13 protein-coding genes and 1 pseudogene are annotated in these 13541 nt (G+C 57.9%); 7 read left to right on the forward strand and 7 right to left on the reverse strand.

The window, feature by feature from the left end; translation table 11 throughout:
• The first annotated feature begins 8 nt into the window (after window positions 1–8).
• Window positions 9–506 (forward strand): GNAT family N-acetyltransferase, encoded by a 498-nt coding sequence (locus tag DCS96_RS00705; RefSeq protein ID WP_116472470.1) that lies wholly within the window; start codon window positions 9–11, stop codon window positions 504–506.
• A gap of 113 nt (window positions 507–619) precedes the next feature.
• Here DCS96_RS00705 and DCS96_RS00710 read toward each other — a convergent pair whose 3' ends face one another.
• From DCS96_RS00710 to DCS96_RS00735, 6 genes and pseudogenes are all read right to left on the reverse strand, one after another.
• Complete coding sequence (locus DCS96_RS00710; RefSeq protein ID WP_116472471.1) at window positions 620–1765, reverse strand: ribosomal protein uL16 3-hydroxylase; 1146 nt, start codon at window positions 1763–1765, stop codon at window positions 620–622.
• 391 nt (window positions 1766–2156) lie between these two features.
• Window positions 2157–3524 carry an adenylosuccinate lyase gene (gene purB / locus DCS96_RS00715; protein ID WP_116472472.1) on the reverse strand — a complete coding sequence of 456 codons (1368 nt, stop codon included), beginning with the start codon at window positions 3522–3524 and terminating at the stop codon, window positions 2157–2159.
• 44 nt (window positions 3525–3568) lie between these two features.
• Window positions 3569–4192: a high frequency lysogenization protein HflD gene (gene hflD, locus DCS96_RS00720; RefSeq protein WP_116472473.1), complete on the reverse strand. Its 624-nt coding sequence runs from the start codon at window positions 4190–4192 to the stop codon at window positions 3569–3571.
• Window positions 4189–5370, reverse strand: coding sequence for a tRNA 2-thiouridine(34) synthase MnmA (gene mnmA / locus DCS96_RS00725; protein WP_116472474.1), 1182 nt, complete (start codon window positions 5368–5370; stop codon window positions 4189–4191). Before mnmA ends, hflD begins: the two co-directional genes overlap by 4 nt.
• 190 nt (window positions 5371–5560) lie before the next feature.
• A complete protein-coding gene (locus DCS96_RS00730; protein ID WP_198649891.1) occupies window positions 5561–6136 on the reverse strand; it encodes an NUDIX hydrolase in 576 nt (191 codons plus the stop codon).
• A gap of 5 nt (window positions 6137–6141) precedes the next feature.
• Window positions 6142–6729 (reverse strand): annotated as a pseudogene (locus DCS96_RS00735) (pseudouridine synthase); the annotation flags it as partial.
• Between the two features lie 194 nt (window positions 6730–6923).
• On the opposite strand from DCS96_RS00735, the gene icd reads away from it, so the two are divergent.
• The gene (gene icd, locus DCS96_RS00740) at window positions 6924–8177 is read left to right on the forward strand and encodes an NADP-dependent isocitrate dehydrogenase (protein ID WP_116474474.1); all 1254 of its coding nucleotides are present in this window, start codon (window positions 6924–6926) and stop codon (window positions 8175–8177) included.
• A gap of 247 nt (window positions 8178–8424) precedes the next feature.
• On the opposite strand, the gene map is transcribed toward icd, so the two are convergent.
• Window positions 8425–9216, reverse strand: coding sequence for a type I methionyl aminopeptidase (map, locus tag DCS96_RS00745; protein WP_116472475.1), 792 nt, complete (start codon window positions 9214–9216; stop codon window positions 8425–8427).
• 358 nt (window positions 9217–9574) lie between these two features.
• Here map and rpsB point away from each other — a divergent pair, with 358 nt between their 5' ends.
• The 5 genes from rpsB to uppS all read left to right on the forward strand — a co-directional run bounded on the left by rpsB (window position 9575) and on the right by uppS (window position 13526).
• Window positions 9575–10300: a 30S ribosomal protein S2 gene (rpsB, locus tag DCS96_RS00750; protein ID WP_116472476.1), complete on the forward strand. Its 726-nt coding sequence runs from the start codon at window positions 9575–9577 to the stop codon at window positions 10298–10300.
• Between the two features lie 107 nt (window positions 10301–10407).
• On the forward strand, window positions 10408–11286 hold the full coding sequence (gene tsf, locus DCS96_RS00755; RefSeq protein ID WP_116472477.1) for a translation elongation factor Ts: 879 nt from the start codon (window positions 10408–10410) through the stop codon (window positions 11284–11286).
• Window positions 11287–11356: 70 nt separating this feature from the next.
• Complete coding sequence (gene pyrH, locus DCS96_RS00760) at window positions 11357–12085, forward strand: UMP kinase (protein WP_116472478.1); 729 nt, start codon at window positions 11357–11359, stop codon at window positions 12083–12085.
• A gap of 44 nt (window positions 12086–12129) precedes the next feature.
• On the forward strand, window positions 12130–12687 hold the full coding sequence (frr, locus tag DCS96_RS00765) for a ribosome recycling factor (RefSeq protein WP_116472479.1): 558 nt from the start codon (window positions 12130–12132) through the stop codon (window positions 12685–12687).
• A gap of 74 nt (window positions 12688–12761) precedes the next feature.
• A complete protein-coding gene (gene uppS, locus DCS96_RS00770) occupies window positions 12762–13526 on the forward strand; it encodes a polyprenyl diphosphate synthase (protein ID WP_116472480.1) in 765 nt (254 codons plus the stop codon).
• Window positions 13527–13541 lie beyond the last annotated feature (15 nt).

Below are 13541 nucleotides of genomic sequence, written 5' to 3' on the forward strand. Positions count from 1 at the left end.
GAGCCCTTATGCTGTTGTTCAGAACCGAACGCCCCGGTGACGGTGACGAGATTGACGAGGTGGTGTATGCCGCCTTTAATCGACCGATGGAGGCGGATCTGGTGCTGGCCCTGCGTGAACAGGGCGCCATCAGCATCAGCCAGGTGGCGGAATACGAAGGGGCCATCATCGGTCACCTGACCATGAGTCCGGTGCTGATCGACGGGCAGGATCTGGGCTGGCTGGGGCTGGCGCCGGTAAGTGTCTGGCCCGACTGCCAGCGGCAGGGGGTGGGGTCGGGGATGATCCGGGAGGCCATCAACTCGGCTCATGAACTGGACTGGGCCGGCTTGGTGGTGCTGGGCGACGTGGATTTCTATGGTCGCTTCGGCTTCAAGCCGGCCGGCAAGTTTGGCCTGCGTTGTCCCTATCCGGGCGCCGAGGCCGCCTTTATGGCCCTGCCATTCAAGCAGCCGGTACCGGCCGGGCTGGTGACCTATCATCCCGCATTCGACAATCTGGGCTAGAAGCTAGAAGCTAGAAGCTAGAAGCTAGAAGCTAGAAGCGATTCAATTCTTCCGGCTTCCGGCTTCCGGCTTCCGGCTTCCGGCTTCCGGCTTCCGGCTTCCGGCTTCCGGCTTTATTCCTCGTCTTCCTCGAAATACCAGTAGCCCTGGTTGACCAGCGGCAGCAGCACCTCCAGCAGGGCCTGGGGCTGGGCCAGGCAGGCCACTTCCGGGCCGCAGATGCGCGCCTGATCGCACAGCAGGGCGATGGCGTCGGCATCGGGCTGGGCCAGTCGGTAACGGTCACCATCCAGGTAGAATTCCTGCTGGTTGCCTTCCATATAAAAACAGCGTGCGCCGGCGAGGCGATACAGGTGATCGCCGTGATCCAGGCGCAATACCAGTTCTTCCAGGCTGTAGAGCGGATCTACAGGCTCGAGATCCAGATCGTGCTTGGCTTCCGACATCATTTCGCCAAACCAGTCGGTCAGCCGCACAGGATCGTCCAGCAATTCGGTCATCAGGGATTTGATCTGGGCCAATACCTGGTGATCGATACGGCCGTGGTGCCGGCAGGGTGACATGGCGGCATCATCGAAGCGGCGGGACTGCTCGGTATGGGCCAATACATGATCGGCAAAGCTGGAGATCAGATCCCTGGCATCGGGGGCACGAAAGCCGATGGAGTAGTTCAGTGCCGGAGTTTCGGCATAGCCTTCATGGGGGCAGCCGGGGGGAATATAAATGACATCGCCCGGCTCCAGCAGTGCGTCGATCTCGGCTTCGAAGGCCTCACAATGACGCAGGGCGCCGTGGGAGGCGAACTCTTTCAGGCTTTGCTGCTTGCCCACCCGCCAACGACGGCTGCCTTCTCCCTGAATGATAAAGACGCCGTACTGGTCGATATGGGGCCCGACCCCTCCCTTGGGGGTGGAAAAGCTGACCATGACATCGTCGAACCGCCAGCCGGGGATAAAGCGAAACGGTTCCGCCAGATCCTGCACCTGAGGGTGCCATTGATTGGCTGCCTGCACCAACAGGGTCCAGTTTTCTTCTCCCAGGTGGTCATAGCTTTCGAAGGGGCCGCTTTCTGCCTGCCAGCGCTCGCCTTCCCGCCAGACCCGGCGGGACTCGATATGGGGTTCCAGCGCCAGGCCGGCCAGCTCGTCGGGGCTAAGGGGATCTTCAAAGCCGGGAAAGCCCTGCTTGATCAGCAGGGGCTTGCGTTGCCAGTAGTTGGCCAAAAAGTCATCGATATCCAGTTTCAGTGCGCTGTACATGGGGACCTGTCATGATGGGGCTAATGCATTAAGAATAACGGGCTATTATGCCGAGGGGCAGCAGAGAATGATAGATTTCAGGCTATCAGCGGTAAGCGGGAAGAAAACAGCTGCTCTGCCTGTTTTGATGTTTTCTGTCGGCGTAAATTTATTCTCGGTGTTTTTGTTTGCCCGTCCCATAAATCCTCCTTGGAGGCTCCGCCGCGCAACTGACCGCTATGGATGGCGGGAATACCGGAACGGCAGGAGCATTTTCCGGCCCGGCGCGGAGGGTCTGCTTATCGAATCCTCGTAATGTCGCAGTATTTGTATCAGTTATTTAGACGGGCAAACAAAAACACCGAGCCGGTTGGCTCGGTGATTTATCCTAACTTCCAGCTTGACGCTATCTTTACAGTTCGTCGGTCAGCTTGACGGCACGGCCGATATAGTTGGCCGGGGTCAGCAGCTTGAGCTCATCCTTGACCGACTCGGGCAGCTCCAGGCCATCGATAAAGGCACGCATGCCTTCGGCATCGACCCGTTTGCCCCGGGTCAGCTCTTTCAGCTTCTCGTAGGGCTTTTCGATGCCGTAGCGGCGCATCACCGTCTGGATCGGCTCGGCCAGCACTTCCCAGTTCTGATCCAGGTCGGCGGCCAGGGCGACCGGGTTGGCTTCCAGCTTGCTGATGCCTTTCAGGGTCGCCTGGTAGGCGATCAAGGAATAGCCGGCGGCCACGCCCAGGTTGCGCAGAACTGTGCTGTCGGTCAGATCCCGCTGCCAGCGGGACACCGGCAGTTTGGCCGCCAGGTGGTTGAAGATGGCGTTGGCCAGGCCCAGGTTACCTTCGGAGTTTTCAAAGTCGATGGGATTGACCTTGTGCGGCATGGTGCTGGAGCCGATTTCGCCTGCGACTGTCTTCTGCTTGAAGTAGCCGACCGAGATATAGCCCCACACGTCCCGGTCGAAGTCGATCAGTATGGTGTTGAAACGGGCTAGGGCGTCGAACAGCTCGGCAATGTAGTCATGGGGTTCGATCTGGGTAGTGTAGGGGTTCCAGGTCAGCCCCAGACGGGTCACAAATTTCTGGGCAAATGCGTGCCAGTCTACTTCCGGATAGGCGGACATATGGGCATTGTAGTTGCCTACGGCACCGTTGATCTTGGCCAGCAGCTCGACCGCTTCGATCTGCTTGAACTGGCGCTCCAGGCGATAGGCGACGTTGGCCATTTCCTTGCCCAGGGTGGTGGGAGAGGCGGGCTGACCATGGGTACGGCTGAGCATGGGGACGTCACGATATTGGCTGGCCAGCTGCTTGACCGCGTCGATCAGCTTGCGGCAGTAAGGGGCTATGACTTCTTCCCGACCGGCTTTCAGCATTAGTGCGTGGGCGTTGTTGTTGATGTCTTCACTGGTACAGGCGAAGTGAATGAATTCACTGACCGCGGCCAGCTCGGGCAGGGCCTCGACCTTTTCCTTCAGGAAGTATTCCACCGCCTTCACATCGTGGTTGGTGGTACTTTCTATGTCCTTGATACGCTGGCCATCGGCCTCGTTGAAGTTGGCGACTATCTGATCCAGATAAGCATTGGCTTCGGCGGACAGGGCCGGAACTTCGCGGATATCAGCATGTTCGGCCAGGGCCTGCAACCAGCGAACTTCCACTTCAACGCGAAAGCGCAATAATCCAAATTCGGAAAAGATGGCGCGCAGCTCCTGCGTTTTGGCGCCGTAACGGCCATCGACGGGGGAGATGGCAGTTAGTGCTGACAATTCCATGAAAGGCGACTCCTGAGTTGGGGGGTAACAAATAACAACGGTCATTAATATCGCAAGGCGCTTTGGGCTTGCGCCACCAGCTTCTTGCGGGAAAACAGTATGTGGCGGCGTCGGCCACCCAGTTGGCGCCACAGTACGGCGGCACGAATTCCGGCCAGCAGCAGGGCTCGGATCTGGTGTTGTACCAGCGACTGTTGCAGGTAGGTCGGGTTGCCGGCCACCTGGATGCGCGGACCTATGGGACTGACGATGTCGCTGTAGATGCCGGCCAGGTTGGCCAGCACTTGTTCGTCGAGCAGTTCGAAATGGTGCAGCTGGCGTTTGACTTGCTGGATGCGCTCACCCAGCATGGCCAGCAGATCCCGGCGCTTGGCCAGCTTGCGTTCCAGCGCCACCAGGCCGACCAGATAACGGGTCAGCTCGGCATTCTTTTTGCTGCTGTCGCTGTTCAGTTGATCGATCAGTGTCTGGTAGCCCAGGCGGAGATTGTCGTGGCTGCCGTAGATGTCTATCGTCTGCTCGGCATCGGTGGCAAGAATGCTGTTGAGGGTACAGTTTAAGGTGTCTTTATCTTCTATCGCTCCCTGGCGGGCCACCTGCTGCACCAGGGCAGCGGCCTGGCACATGCCGGCGAAGGCCAGGGTCTGATTTTCTAGGTTATTGCTCACACTTGCTCCTGACTGAATCTGGATTCGATAACGCCACCACCCAGGCAGATCTCGCCGTCATAGAACACCGCCGACTGGCCCGGGGTCACCGCAGCCTGTGGGCTGTCGAAGATGACCTTGATGGTATCGTCGTCGAGGGGGAAGACCTGGCAGGGGAGATCGGTCTGGCGATAACGGGTCTTGATCGTGCAGCGGAACGGCTGGGTGATCGGCTGGCGGTTGACCCAATGCAGCTGACGGGCGATCAGGCCGTCTGAGTAGAGGCGGGGATGATCGCCCTGGGCCACCACCAGCACATTGCGCTGCAGGTCTTTATCAACCACATACCAGGGTTCGTCGGTGGCATTTTTCAGGCCGCCGATGCCCAGCCCCTTGCGTTGTCCCAGGGTATGATACATGAGTCCCTGATGCTCGCCGACTTTGGCGCCGTCAACATCTTCGATGGTGCCGGGCTGGGCGGGGAGGTAGCGGGCGAGGAAATCGCGAAACTTGCGCTCACCGATAAAGCAGATCCCGGTGGAGTCTTTTTTCTTGGCGGTAACCAGCTCCAGCTGTTCGGCGATACGACGTACCTCGGGTTTCTCCAGCTCGCCGACCGGGAACAGGCTCCTGGCTATCTGCTGCGCGCTCAGGGTATAGAGAAAGTAGCTCTGGTCCTTGTTGCCGTCCAGGCCCCGCAGCAGTTTCGGCTGCTCATCGAAGCTACGGCGCACATAATGGCCGGTGGCGATGTAGTCCGCGCCCAGGTCCTCGGCCGCAAACTCGAGGAAGGCCTTGAACTTGATTTCCTTGTTGCACAGTATGTCCGGATTGGGGGTTCGCCCGGCCTGGTATTCGGCAAGGAAGTGCTCAAAGACATTGTCCCAGTATTCGGCGGCAAAGTTGATGGTATGCAACTCTATGCCCAGCTTGTCGCACACCGCCTGGGCGTCATGCAGATCCTCGGCGGCGGAGCAGTATTCGTCGTTGTCGTCTTCTTCCCAGTTCTTCATAAACAGGCCTTCGACCTGATAGCCCTGCTGTTGCAGCAACCAGGCCGAAACCGAGGAATCCACACCGCCGGACATGCCGACTATGACTTTAAGATGACTGTTATCGCTCATACCTGCCGTTACCTGATTGCAAAACGGGCGGTATTTTACCAGACAAATGCCGCGAGCGGGAGGCTGGAAGCCCATGGGGGCAATTTATTGAACCGACAGCCGCGCGGCGGCGAATTTCATCGACCGGGGAGGCCGCCGGAGCGAGGGAATACGGCGGTGGGTGTGCCCCCAGCAGGGTGTAAAGCCGAGCTGTCAGCGCAGATGGAGAGGCAACGGCGGCACCTTCACCAACCGCTTCATCACATGCTGTGGCGCGGCGGAGCCGTTATATGAATTCACGGTGCGCCGGAGGGCTCGTACCCTTTGGCCGACAGTCTCCGCCTTGCCGGCAGTCAATCAGATCTGTGCTCGAGAGGGAATGGGGAGTACCTGCATGGTAACCCCTGTGGTGCTCTAGAACTTTCAGGGCCCTGAGCGGGAAGCGCTGTCCGGCCAGGTAATCCCGGAACGAGGCCAGGACCAGTGGGCTGCGCAGTCGATCGCCCAGGGCCTCGATTTCCGCCAGGGTCAGCCAGTGGCAGCGGATAATGTCACCGTCCGGATCCTGTGGGTGCGTCGCCAGCGGCTCGGGCACCTCGGCACAGAAGGTAAAGCGTACAAAGTGTTTGCCGTTGTCCGGGGCCTGATACTGATAAATCGCCACTGCCTGCTCCAGCGGCAGGGCCAGGCCGGTTTCTTCCAGCAGCTCGCGGCAGGCACCGTCGAGCAGGCTTTCTCCCGGCTCCAGGTGGCCGGCGGGCTGATTGTACATCACCCGGCCCTGCTGCCACTCTTCCACCATCAGGAAACGCTCGCCGGCACGGACTATTACCGCCAGGGTGACGGCGTGGGTCAGACTCATGCTTTCCTCCATTGGCCAGGCTGCAGGCCCTCCAGGGTCCATGGCCCCAGGGCATAGCGGATCAGGCGCAGGGTGGGGAAACCGATATGGGCGGTCATGCGTCGCACCTGGCGGTTGCGGCCTTCGGTGATTTTGATTTCCAGCCAACTGGTCGGGATGGATTGGCGTTCGCGAATGGGCGGATGGCGCGGCCAGATGTCCGGAGTTGGCATCAGCCTCACCTCGGCCGGCCGGGTTGGTCCGTCATTCAGGGTTACACCCCGGCGAAGCTTGTCCAGGTCCGCCTCGGAAGGGCGCCCCTCCACCTGGGCCCAGTAGGTTTTGGTGGTCTTGCGGCCAGGTTGGGTCAAGCGGGCATTGAGTGTGCCGTCGTTGGTCAGTACCAGCAGACCTTCGCTGTCGCGATCCAGTCTACCGGCGGCATAGACGCCCGCTTCGGACACAAAATCCGCGAGGGTCTGCCGGCCCTGGCCATCGGTAAACTGGCATAGCACCATATAGGGTTTGTTCAGCAGCAGGGTGACCGGGTTGTCGACCGGTGGTTTGGCCGGCGTACGCCGCGTCGGGCGAGGGGGGGATCTTCTGGCTTTCATGATAAACAAACTGACAGTCCGAGGGGACAGTCAGGATAACAAAGCCGGCGGCGGTGAGCTAATGTCTTAATGTGATCAGTCCTGATTAAGATAATGTAACTCCCGTGTTAAATAAATTAAGATGCCGGTACCCGTGATTTTCAGGCAGATCCCTGAAAGCGGGGACACCAAACAAACGGAGCTAGGAGATGCTGATGGATTCAAAAGTGGTCGTACCTTCCGAAGGGCAAAAAATCACCCTGGATGCCAATGGTCAACTGGTTGTTCCCGACAACCCTGTTATTCCCTTTATCGAAGGTGACGGCATCGGTATCGATGTCACCCCGGCGATGAAAACCGTGGTCGATGCCGCCGTGGCCAAAGCCTACCAGGGTAAGCGCAAGATCAGCTGGATGGAAATCTATACGGGGGAGAAATCCACCCATGTCTATGGTGAAAACACCTGGCTGCCGGAGGAGACCCTGGATTTTATCCGCGACTATCATGTGGCCATCAAGGGGCCGCTGACCACGCCGGTGGGCGGCGGTATCCGTTCGCTCAATGTGGCCCTGCGTCAGGAGCTGGATCTCTACGTGTGTCTGCGTCCGGTTCGCTACTATCAGGGCACGCCCAGTCCGGTGAAGCATCCCGAGCAGACCGACATGGTGATTTTCCGGGAAAACAGTGAAGACATCTATGCCGGTATCGAATGGAAGGCCGGCTCGGCGGAGGCCGAGAAGGTCATTTCTTTCCTGCGTGATGAGATGGGGGTACAGAAAATCCGCTTCCCCGACGATTGCGGCATCGGCATCAAACCGACTTCGAAGGCCGGCACCGAGCGGTTGGTGCGGGCGGCTCTGCAGTATGCCATCGACAATGATCGTGACTCCCTGACCCTGGTGCACAAGGGCAACATCATGAAGTTTACCGAAGGAGCCTTCAAGGACTGGGGCTATGCCCTGGCGCGAGAGGAATTCGGCGCCGAGCTTATCAACGGCGGCCCCTGGTGCTCCTTCAAAAACCCCAATACCGGGCGGGAGATCATCGTCAAGGACGTGATTGCCGATGCCTTCCTGCAGCAGATACTGTTGCGTCCGGCGGAATATGATGTCATTGCCTGCATGAACCTGAACGGTGACTATATTTCCGATGCCCTGGCGGCCCAGGTCGGCGGCATAGGTATCGCGCCCGGCGCCAATATCGGTGACGGTGTGGCCCTGTTTGAAGCGACCCATGGTACCGCGCCCAAGTACGCCGGCCAGGACAAGGTCAACCCGGGTTCATTGATCCTGTCGGCCGAGATGATGTTGCGCCACCTCGGCTGGGTAGAGGCCGCCGATCTGATCATCAAGGGCATGGAAGGGGCCATTGCCAACAAGACGGTCACCTATGATTTCGAACGGCTGATGGACGGTGCCACCCTGCGCAGCTGTTCCGAATTCGCCGACGATATCGTGGCGCAGATGTAAGCCAAAAGAGCCCAGGCGTTCTCATGCTTGTCAGTTAAGCGTAAAACGGGATCAATTGGCTTCCTACCGACACGCCGTAAACCCATCCATGGGGGCTCTGCTGCGCCATCCCTGGCGCAAAAGGTCGGCTTGAAAGCCAATCAATCCCGTTAACTGACCGGCATTAGGCCAGGCGGCCTTTTTATTAAAGGATTGGGAAGCGGCGATAGGGGGTTGGATGAAGTCCGATCCCCTATCGTTATTATGCTTATTCCCCGGCCTTGATAATGCGCGGCAGGTTATCGTCCGAGCGCAGGGTCAGCACTTCACAACCCTCTTCGGTGACCAGTATGGTGTGTTCGTACTGGGCGGACAGGCTGCGATCCTTGGTGACCACGGTCCAGCCGTCACCCAGCATCTTGCTGTGGCGCTTGCCGGCGTTGATCATCGGCTCTATGGTCAGGCACATGCCGGCCTTCAGTACCTCGCCGGTCCCCGGCTTGCCGTAGTGCAGCACCTGGGGTTCTTCATGGAATTCACGGCCGATGCCGTGACCGCAGTATTCCCGTACCACTGAGTAATGGTGGTTTTCCGCATGTTTCTGGATGGCGGCGCCGATATCGCCCAGGTGTACCCCGTGTTTCACCATCTTGATACCGAGCTCCATGCATTCCTGCGTGACCCGGCACAAGCGTTCGGCCAGGATGCTGGCCTTGCCGACCGTGAACATCTTGGAGGTATCGCCGTGGTAGCCGTCCTTGATCACGGTAATGTCGATGTTGATGATGTCGCCGTCCTTCAGCTTCTTGTCCGCCGGTATGCCGTGGCAGATCACATGGTTGACTGAAGTACAGATCGACTTGGGAAAACCGTGGTAGTTCAACGGTGCCGGAACGGCCTGCTGAACATTGACGATATAGTCATGGCAGATCTGGTTCAGCTCGTCTGTGGTGATGCCGGCCTTCACATGGGGTTCGATCATTTCCAGCACATCGGCGGCCAGGCGGCCCGCGACGCGCATTTTTTCTATTTCGTCTGCCGTTTTAATCGTGATGCTCATACTTGTCTCAGTCTGCTGACGCCCGGTTCTGCTGCACCGGCGGTGGCGGGGGGGGCGAGATGGCTCGGCCCGTGGAAAGGGGCAAAGTGTACCTGCAAGCGAAGACGACTTCCAGCGTTCGGCCGGCCACAAATCCTCGCTCAGGCTGGCGCGCCCTGGCTGTTTATGGTATAAAGCGCGCCGTGGTAACCACGCCTTGTGTCTTGTCGGGTCTTGGCCTTGTTGAGGTGCGGGGGGTTATTATATTCATATTCACTTTTTTAACACACACACACATCGGCACATGCTCCAGGGTGCCCTTTGGGTCGGAGTCATGGGATGTGTGGAGGCCTAACCCAATTCATTTATAGAGGAAATCATGGCACAAGTATCTATGCGCGACATGCTGAAAGCAGGTGTTCACTTCGGTCACCAGACTCGTTACTGGAACCCCAAGATGAAGCCTTTCATTTTCGGCGCCAGCAACCGGGTTCACATCATCAACCTGGAAAAAACAGTACCTATGTTCAACGATGCGTTGAACTTCCTGGGTAGCACTGCTGCCAAGAAAGGTAAAATCCTGTTTGTTGGTACCAAGCGCGCAGCCTCTGAAGCCGTTAAAGAATCCGCGACCAAGTGTGATCAGTACTATGTGAACCACCGCTGGTTGGGTGGCATGCTGACCAACTGGAAAACCGTGCGTCAATCCATCAACCGCCTGAAAGATCTGGAAAGCCAGTCTCAAGACGGTACTTTTGACAAGCTGACCAAGAAAGAGGCGCTGATGCGTACTCGCGAAATGGAAAAGCTGGAAAAGTCCCTGGGCGGTATCAAGGACATGGGCGGTCTGCCTGACGTTCTGTTCGTAATCGACGCCGATCACGAGCACATCGCCATCAAGGAAGCCAACAACCTGGGCATTCCCGTGGTATCCGTGGTAGACACCAACTCTAACCCGGACGGTATCGACTACATTGTTCCTGGTAACGATGACGCCATCCGCGCGGTACAGCTGTACCTGAATGCCGCTGCCGACGCCGTGATTGCCGCTCGTGCACAAGATCTGGCTGTACAGGCCGAAGACAACTACGTCGTTGAAGAGTAATAAAGTCGAAGCCTAGGCTTCAGCCTTTATTAACCATACGAAAGTAATGGGTTAACAGGGGCCTTGCGCCCCTGTTTTCTTACAGAACAAGACCGAGGATATTAGACATGGCAACTATTACCGCCGCCCTGGTAAAAGAACTGCGTGAGCGCACTGGCGCCGGCATGATGGATTGTAAAAAAGCCCTGACCGAAGCCAATGGTGACATCGAGCAGGCCATCGAAGACATGCGCAAATCCGGTCAGGCCAAGGCCGCCAAGAAAGCCGGCCGTATCGCCGCCGAAGGTATCATCCTGGTGCGCCAGGCGGGCAACACCGCCGTGATGATCGAGCTGAACAGCGAAACCGACTTCGTGGCCAAAGATGCGGGCTTCCGTGCCTTCGGCGACAAGATTGCCGACATCGCCCTGGCCAACAAGATTGCCGACCTGGATGCGCTGAAAGCCGCCGAATACGAAAACGGCGAGAGCGTTGAGACCACGCTGACCAACCTGATCGCCAAGATCGGTGAGAACATGAGCCTGCGTCGTATCGTGCTGGTGGAAGGTGACAACCTGACCACTTACCTGCACGGTACCCGTATCGGTGTTATCGCCAACCTGAAAGGTGGCGATGAAGAAGTGGCCAAAGACGTGGCGATGCACGTTGCTGCCTCCAACCCGCAGTTCGTCAAGCCCGAAGACGTGTCTGAAGAAGTTGTGGCCAAAGAGCGTGAAATTCAGGTCGACATCGCCATCAACTCCGGCAAGCCGAAAGAAATCGCCGAGAAGATGGTTGAAGGCCGGATGAAGAAGTTCACCGGTGAAATCTCCCTGACCGGTCAGCCCTTCGTCAAGGATCCGTCCATTTCCGTAGCCGAGCGCCTCAAGCAGGCCGGTGCCGATGCCATCGGTTTTGTCCGCTTTGAAGTGGGTGAAGGCATCGAGCGCAAAGAAGAAGATTTCGCTGCCGAAGTACAGGCGCAAATCGCTGCTTCCAAGGGTTAATTCCCGCTATTTTAATGCTATCCAGACCGCGACACCCGTCGCGGTCTTTCTATGACCAGGAATAGAAAGCATGAGTACCAATCCAAAACCCGCATACAGACGCATTCTTCTTAAACTGAGCGGTGAAGCGCTGCAAGGGGAAGAAGGCTTTGGCATTGATCCCGCTGTGCTGGAGCGCATGGCCCAGGAAATCAAGGAACTGGCGGAGCTGGGTGTACAAGTTGGCCTGGTGATCGGCGGCGGCAACCTGTTTCGTGGCGCTGGCCTGGCCAAGGCGGGAATGAACCGCGTGGTGGGCGACCACATGGGTATGTTGGCGACCGTGATGAACGGCTTGGCTATGCGTGATGCCCTGCATCGTGCTTATGTGAATGCCCGCCTGATGTCTGCCATTACCCTGGAAGGCATGTGCGATGCCTACAATTGGGCGGAAGCGATCAGCCTGTTGCGCAAGGGCCGGGTGGTGATTTTTTCTGCCGGTACCGGCAATCCTTTCTTTACCACCGATTCTGCCGCCTGTTTGCGTGGTATTGAAATTGAAGCCGACGTAGTATTGAAGGCGACCAAGGTGGATGGCGTATACAGTGAGGACCCGATGAAAAACCCGGATGCCCAGCTGTACCACCACCTCGATTATGAAGATGTACTGGAGCGCGAGCTGAAGGTCATGGATTTGGCCGCCTTTACCCTGGCGCGGGATCATAATCTGCCGATCCGGGTCTTTAATATGAATAAGCCGGGTGCGCTGCGACGCGCCGTGATGGGGGAAACCGAAGGTACCCTTATCTGCCGTAAATGATTCGCGGGCGCTGCCTCTTCAAGTCATAGCAAAGGATAAAGACAGTGATTAACGACATTAAGAACGACGCCAAAGTGCGTATGGAAAAAAGCGTGGAAGCGCTGAAGACCCAGATGAACAAGGTCCGTACCGGCCGAGCCCATCCCAGCCTGCTGGACACCATCTATGTGGATTATTACGGCGCCTCGACCCCGCTCAAGCAGGTGGCCAACATTACCACAGAAGACTCCCGTACCCTGGCGGTGACCGTCTTCGATCGCTCCATGAGCCAGGCCGTGGAAAAGGCCATCATGAACTCGGATCTGGGCCTGAATCCTTCCAGTGCCGGCTCCACCCTCCGCATTCCGCTGCCGCCGCTCAACGAAGAGCGTCGCAAGGAACTGATCAAGGTGGTTCGTAACGAAGCCGAACAGGGCCGGGTGGCGATCCGCAATATCCGTCGCGATGCCAACGGCGATCTGAAAGCGCTGTTGAAAGATAAGGAAATTTCCGAGGACGAGGACAGACGCGCCCAGGACGATATCCAGAAACTGACCGATCTCTATATCAAGCAGGTGGATGAAGCCCTGGCCGCCAAAGAGAAAGAGTTAATGGAAATCTGATACTTACATCAGGTATAGTAGCCGACGCCGTGTAGCTGCCTGCACGGCGTTTGTCTTTGTGCAGGAGTGATTCGATGTCAACAACGGCAGCATTCGACGGCCAATCCCAGCTTCCCCGCCATGTCGCCATCATCATGGACGGCAACGGCCGTTGGGCTGAACAACGCGGAAAATTCAGGGTATCCGGCCACAAGGCCGGGGTTAAAGCGGTACGTGAAGCCGTGACCTTCGCCTATAAACTCAAGCTGGATGCCCTTACCCTGTTCGCCTTTTCCAGCGAAAACTGGCGCCGTCCGCAAGACGAAGTCAGCGCCTTGATGGGGCTGTTTGTCGCTGTGCTGGGCTCCGAGGTTCGCAAGCTGCACCGCAACAATATCCGGCTGCGTATCATCGGTGACCGCAGCGCCTTCAGTAGCAGTTTACAAGGCAAAATCGCCGATGCTGAGCAGCTGACCGCCAACAACAGCGGGCTGACGCTCAATATCGCCGCCAACTACGGTGGGCGTTGGGATATTTCCCAGGCCTGCCGCCAACTGGCCGTACAGGTAGCCGAGGGAGGACTGCAGCCGGAGCAGATCGATGAACGCCTGCTGGGAGAGCACCTTACCCTGGCCGAACAGGCGCCGGTGGACTTATTGATCCGTACCGGCGGCGAACAACGCATCAGCAATTTCCTACTGTGGCAACTGGCCTACGCCGAGTTCTATTTTACCCCCGTACTCTGGCCCGATTTCGGTGAAGAGTCCTTCAGCGAGGCGATTGCCTCTTTTGTCGGGCGTGAACGCCGCTTTGGCTGCACCGGTGCGCAGATCCGCGCCCTGGTGGCAAAACAGCCTTAAGCCGGCTATAACGAA

The sequence above is a fragment of the Zobellella maritima genome, from assembly GCF_003075035.1.
Taxonomy (GTDB): Bacteria; Pseudomonadota; Gammaproteobacteria; order Enterobacterales; family Aeromonadaceae; genus Oceanimonas; species Oceanimonas maritima.